This window comes from Syntrophorhabdaceae bacterium, assembly GCA_028698615.1.
Taxonomy (GTDB): domain Bacteria; phylum Desulfobacterota; class Syntrophorhabdia; order Syntrophorhabdales; family Syntrophorhabdaceae; genus Delta-02.
Genome location: JAQVWF010000079.1, coordinates 1 through 6,311 on the forward strand (window position 1 = coordinate 1; position 6,311 = coordinate 6,311).

General features: G+C 50.3%; 4 protein-coding genes and 1 tRNA gene. 1 reads left to right on the plus strand and 4 read right to left on the minus strand.

Annotated elements, in window-relative coordinates; translation table 11 throughout:
* The first annotated feature begins 68 nt into the window (after positions 1-68).
* A tRNA-Arg gene (locus tag PHC90_14005) sits at positions 69-145 on the plus strand.
* 159 nt (positions 146-304) lie between these two features.
* Here the strand turns inward: PHC90_14005 and PHC90_14010 are convergent.
* The 4 genes from PHC90_14010 to PHC90_14025 all read right to left on the minus strand — a co-directional run.
* Positions 305-2,452: a PAS domain S-box protein gene (locus PHC90_14010; GenBank protein MDD3847458.1), complete on the minus strand. Its 2,148-nt coding sequence runs from the start codon at positions 2,450-2,452 to the stop codon at positions 305-307.
* A 116-nt stretch (positions 2,453-2,568) separates the two neighbouring features.
* Entirely contained in the window at positions 2,569-4,011 is a 1,443-nt protein-coding gene (locus PHC90_14015; GenBank protein MDD3847459.1) for a PAS domain S-box protein, read from the minus strand.
* 591 nt (positions 4,012-4,602) lie between these two features.
* Complete coding sequence (locus PHC90_14020) at positions 4,603-5,886, minus strand: TRAP transporter large permease subunit (protein MDD3847460.1); 1,284 nt, start codon at positions 5,884-5,886, stop codon at positions 4,603-4,605.
* 3 nt (positions 5,887-5,889) lie between these two features.
* On the minus strand, positions 5,890-6,311 hold a 422-nt coding region (locus PHC90_14025), incomplete at its 5' end, for a TRAP transporter small permease (GenBank protein ID MDD3847461.1).

Here is a 6,311-nt window from a genome sequence, read left to right on the forward strand (position 1 = left end):
GCCTCTGACCGTATTATCGGCAAAAGGCAGTTGAAAAGACAGGGCGAAACCGCTATAATTACACCCACGCGCCCGTAGCTCAATTGGATAGAGTGTTGGACTACGAATCCAAAGGTTGCAGGTTCGACCCCTGCCGGGCGCGCCAAATTATCAGAGGTTCACAAAATCCGAACATTTTCATACCTCACCAATTGCGCACTTTTTCTGCGATTTACTTTCGACCTTGGCCATGTCGAGCACGTCGTTGATGAGGTTAAGCAGATGCTCTGATACCAGGCCATGTATTGCTCACCTTTGCGTGTTTTTACTTGAGCACGCTTTCAAAGCAAAACTTCTTCTCCCGAAACAATTTCACACACACATCCACCACCCCAGCATTATAGAGGATACCCTTGCTCTTCTCTGTCTCTTCAAGGGCTGAATCGATCCCCCTTGCCGGCCTGTAGGGACGGTGGGACGCCATTGCCTCAACCACGTCGGCAACGCTGATGATCTGGGATTCGAGAAGGATCTGTTCACCCTTCAATCCCCGGGGGTAGCCTGAACCATCCAGCCGTTCATGGTGCTGGAGGACGATCTCGGCTATGGGATGCGGTAATTCCGTATCTTTGATTATGTCGTATCCCGATTGGGGATGGACCTTGATGAGGCTGAATTCTATGTCCGTTAATTTGCCGGGCTTGCTTAAGATCTCGGCGGGTACCGATATCTTGCCTATGTCATGGATGCTGCCCGCCATGCGGATGGTATCGACGGTATCATTCGGAAGTCCCATCTCCTGTGCGATCACCCACGCAAGGCTTGATACCCTTTCCTGGTGGCCCGCGGTGTAAGGGTCTCGTGCTTCGACGGTTAAAGACATTGCATGGATGGTCCCTACCAGGTTCTTTCTTAACTTCTCCATGGTCTGCTTCAGTCTTTCTTCGGCGAGTTTGCGGTCGGTGGTGTCGCGGACAACACATATCAACCCACCGCTATCCAGTGCCGTTAATGACACCTCCTGGAAGAAAGCGCTCCCGTCTTTCTTCTTTCCTGTTGCCTCACCCCGCCACTGTCCTTTTCGGCCGAACTCCGGCATGATATCGCGATTGAATCTTTGCAGTTCATCCTCTTCATAAAGAATATGCCATGATTGTCCTATTAACTCCTCCGCTGCATCGTACCCGTAGATCCGTGCATGAGCTTCGTTCACGTACACGTATTTTTGATCTTCGTTAAGGATTCCAATACCATCGATCGAGGCCTCCATGGCATCGATCTGTTGTTTAATTTTCGCCTCGGCCTGCCTGCGCTCGGTGATGTCATCAGAGATGCCCAACAGGAATTTTGTGACCCCATCGGAACCCCGGATGCAAACCTTCCGGGTATGGAGAAGCCGCTGGCCTTTCTTGGCCGTCAGGATAGGCTCTTCCGGGATGTCCAGCATGTCAATCTCTCCATCGAGCACTTCCCGGTCCTTGGCCATGAAGTGGGCTGCCTGTTCGGGGGGAAACAGGTCCAGGTTGTTCTTCCCGATCAGATCCCTGCGGTCATATCCAAGGAGTTCCTCTCCGGCGCGATTGAATACTACAAAACGCAGGTCTGTTGCCTCTTTGAGGAAAATCATGAGCGGCAGATTTTCCACGACTGCCTCGAAGAGTGCCTTCGACTCCTTCAGTTCCGCTTCGGCCTGTCTGCGATCGGTGATGTCACGAATATTGCATTGCACCAACGTTGTCTTGTCGACGAGATATATATCCGTATCGATATGCTGCCCGGACCTGGTTTTCACGGGAATATCGTTGTAATTGATAATGCCGCTCCTGTTCAATTCTTGCATTGTCGCCTGGAAATCATGCATATCCAGCGAAACACCGATGTCCTGAAGCTTATTGCCGATACTCTCTTCATTGCTATAGCCCAACATCTTCTCGATGGCCGGATTGGCACGGGTTATCTTCCCTTCTCCTTTTTCGAGAAGCACTATCCCGTCGCTTGCGGTCTCATAGAGACGTCTGAAGAGCTCCTCGGACTCCGCTAACAAGTTCTCCAGTCGCTTGCGGTCGGTAATGTCCTCCATGGCAAGGAGGATGACCCGTTCCTTTCCCGACGCTCTTTGGATCTGCCGGGCATTCAAAAGCATGGTGCGCCTGCCGATAACGGCAAAGTCGTGTTCGACCTCGTAGTTATCGAAGGCCGCCTTTTCGGGAAGAATGGTTTCCAGCAGCTCCCGCAGCCCGGGGATATCCCACTGTTTATTCCCCAGGTCATAGATAAGCTGACCCACCGTCTCTTCAGGTTTTACCTTAAAGAATTCATAGTATGCGCGGCTGGTAGTGATCACCCTTAGATCCTGGTCCAGGACGATCAAGACTTCACGCATGGTGTTGATGATGCTCTCGGCGTATTCGCGGACTGCGTCTTCAGATACTTTGGTTACTTCCAGTTCTTTATGCGTCTTTTCCCGGCCCACCTTACGCCTCCTTTTGCGGTATCTATCAAGAATTATTAATTGTTTATTTTATTTTTGCAAGGCAACCAGAACCTATAAATTGGAAAAGTGATTAGTACTGGTAGAAGCAAGACAAATTATGATCCCGTTGGTTCAAACACAAACCCCTTGTCCCTAAACAACTCAAGACACACCTCCACCGCTTTCTCGTCATAGAGGATGCCTTTGTTCTTCTCTATCTCTTCAAGGGCAGCATCAATACTTTTAGCAGGCCTGTAGGGACGATGAGACGAAATGGCTTCCACTACGTCAGCAATTGCAATGATCTTTGCTCCAAGGAGGGTCTCGCCACCCTTTAAGCCTTGCGGATACCCCGAACCGTCTAATCTTTCATGGTGTTGGAGGACTATCTCTGCCAGGGGATAGGGCAATTGCACATCCTTGAGTATGTCATATCCTGATTGAGGGTGAGCCTTGATGAAACTCATCTCTACATTTGTGAGCGTGCCAGGCTTACTTAAGATTTCAGATGGAACCGACATCTTGCCTATGTCGTGGATGACACCCGCCATGCGGATAGTATCGATCATGTCCTTTGGTAAACCCATTTCTTCGGCAATCGTCCGCGCAAGATTTGATACCTTCCTCTGATGACCTGCGGTATAAGGGTCTCTGGTCTCTATTATCAACGACACGGCCTGGATGGTTCCCGCCAGGTTTTTTCTCATCTTCTCCATGGCCCATTTCAGTTCTCTGTCGGCCTCTTTCCGGTGGGTTATATCCCGTGTCACCCCCAGAATCCCCGTGGGCCTGCCGCTTGCATCACGCAAAAAAGAGACCTTGACCTCAGCCCATCCTGTTGAGCCATCATTACGTATATGCTCCATTTCAAGTACACGGGATCTGAACATATCCGCCTGTTCAATGGTCTCCCTGGCAAGCTCCTCTCGCAGGATGCCAAGCACCATCTCATAAGAACGCGGTGATACAACATCCTTTAGCGACTGATGAACAGGCTGGCCTTCGGTAATGCCCCGAAGCCTTGCAATGGAAGGACTAACATACGTGTAATTGAGGTTCATATCCATCGTCCAGATCACATCCGATGCGTTTTCTGCCAGGAGGCGGTAAAGACTTTCACTCTTTCTCAGTGCCTCATCCGCCTGCTTACGTTCAGTGATGTCGATCATCATCCCCGTTATGACACCCGATTCAAGGGTTGCGCTCAAAAGGACAACGATGGGTTCTTCCTTCTTGGTGACAAATTCTACCTCAAAACCGGTAAGTTTGCCGGTTTGTTCAAGAATCTCCAGGACGGTGTTTCTGTCCCGCTGGTTTCGATACCGGACAGAAACACCGCCTGACGCGGCTTCTTCCATGGTCTCAAAACCGAACATGCGTAAGCACGCATCGTTATAGTAAAGAACGTCGCCCTCGATATTGCTCAGGAAGACTCCAACAAGAGCATTGTCCATGAGGTCACGATATCGTTTTTCACTCTTTCTCAGTTCAGAAACAAACTGGCGCAGCTCTGAAACTTCATTGAGAAGCTGTTCTCTGGTTCGGCGTTCGTCTTCCATCACATATACCTCCAAGAGCTCTGGCTAACGATATAAACATACTACCACGTTCTTGAAGTTGCTGGACCTGAGGAATTCGGGAAATGGCTCATTTATTTTTGCAGCCTTCGGGATGCAATGTTTTGCGCTGCAGCTCACCGCTTCCTCTCCTGAGCTCTGTTTCAACTTTATCGACAAACCCGGACTTTTGCGGTTCATTGAGAATTGCATCGCTTGTCTCATTGTCAGGCCAGATGGGAAGTTCCTTGCTGAGTCTCGCTTGAAATCCTCCCGTCCCCTGTATCAGTACCGTTGCCTTTTTGTATGGTTCACCTGTTCTGTGAGGTTCTTTCATCCGGCTTCCATAAGGTAATAAATGATACGGGGGAAGGGGCAAGCTTGAAAGGTGGTATTTCTTTGATTCTCCGCCTTAAGGTGGATATCGCTCCGGGCAGTTCCTGTCGTGTTCTGGATGGATATTTCATCTGCTCTCCCACGATGACTAATAATATCTCAATATATCAGAACATTATGAATACTGTAACAGATATCTTGACTGTGTCAATACGGACGGTTCCATGCGTCCCATGGGTCCTATCTCTCTCCTGCACATCATTTCCCCAGAAAGAGCTTGGGGAGGAACGTTGAGAGAAAAGGAACATAGGTGATAACAAGAAGGGATCCAAAGAAGATCAGGATAAAAGGCAGGATGGCCTTGCCGACCTCGACAAGGGAACGTCTCATGATGGCCATCGAAACAAAGAGGTTCAATCCGAAGGGCGGGGTGAGAAAGCCGCATTCGACATTTACGATCATGATGATCCCGTAGTGAACGAGATCGATGTCATACTTAACGAGGGTCTCACCGAGAATGGGCGATATGATGATGATCGCCGTCACGATGTCCATCAGCGCCCCGATAATGAGAAGTGCGCCATTTATTGCCAGGAGAAAGAGCCATTTGCTCTCAATGTTGGCAACGATGAACTCCGCGAGCTTCACCGGTATCTGCTCGACAGTAAGAAACCAGATAAAGGTCATGGCGCAGGAGAGGATGAAAAGGAGACACCCCGACAGGATGGCTGAATCTCTACAAATGGTGAAGAGACGGTTGATCTTCAGCTCCCTGTAAACGAAAAGCTCGATAACCAGGGCGTAAACGACCGATACCGCGGCTGCCTCGGTAGGGGTGAAGACACCTCCATAGATGCCGCCAAGGACGAGAACAGGCAACAAAAGAGCCCAGATCCCATCCTTCAATATCTTCAGGGCTTCCCTCAAGGTATAGGTAGTTTCCGATTTCCAGCCGTGTTCCCTGGCCTTGTAGAAGGCATATCCCATGAGACAGAGGCCCAGGAACACCCCCGGCAGGAACCCCGCCATGAAGATCTCCGCCACGGACACATTCATGACAAGGGCGTAAAGGATCATGGGAATGCTCGGGGGGATAAGAATCCCCAGGGAACCGGAGGATGTGAGGAGGCCGATGGAAAAACGCTCTCCATACCCTTCCTTTACAAGGGCAGGCATCATGATGCTTCCGATAGCGATGACGGTAGCCGGTGACGAACCCGAAATTGCCGCGAAGAACATGCAGGCCAGAATAGAGGCCATGGCAAGCCCTCCGCTGAACCGGCCGACGCAAAGCTTCATCACATTCACGAGCCTGTTCGAAATAGCGCCTTCCGCCATGATGTTGCCTGCAAGAATAAAGAAGGGGACACCGAGGAGCACAAAGTTGTCGAGCCCGTTGAACAATTGCTGAATAAGCGAGGTAAGCGGCGTCTGGGCGATGAAAATAAGGTAGACTGCCGTCGTTGCCACGAGGACAATGGCGATGGGGGCGCTAAGAGCGAGGAGAGCAAAGAAACACAGAAGAATAAGCACCAGGTCCATTGGCTATCTTCTCCTCACTCTCTCGAATGGTTTCCTTTCGAGAAAACCTCTGAAGTGGCGATAAGAGAGTGCAAAAAAGCGAAAGGTCATCGTGAGAGCAAAAAGAGGGATCGGTATGTAGGGAAGGTACATCGGAATCTGCATGGCAGAGCTCTTCACACCGTACATATTGAGTGTCATAATGTGCCTGATGCCATAGCAGACAAAGAGGATCGTCACGAGGCCCGATAGGAAATACGCGACAGTCTTCAGGAGGTGGCTCACCCTGTCAGGCGCATATTCCGTTATCGCCTCCATAGAAAAGTGGGTTCCGTACTTGATCCCGATGGATGCGGCAAGATATGTACAGAAGATCATCGTATAGTTCGCCACTTCACCGAACCAGGTAAAGCTATGGTTTATGGTGTAGCGGAGAGCCGTCTCGA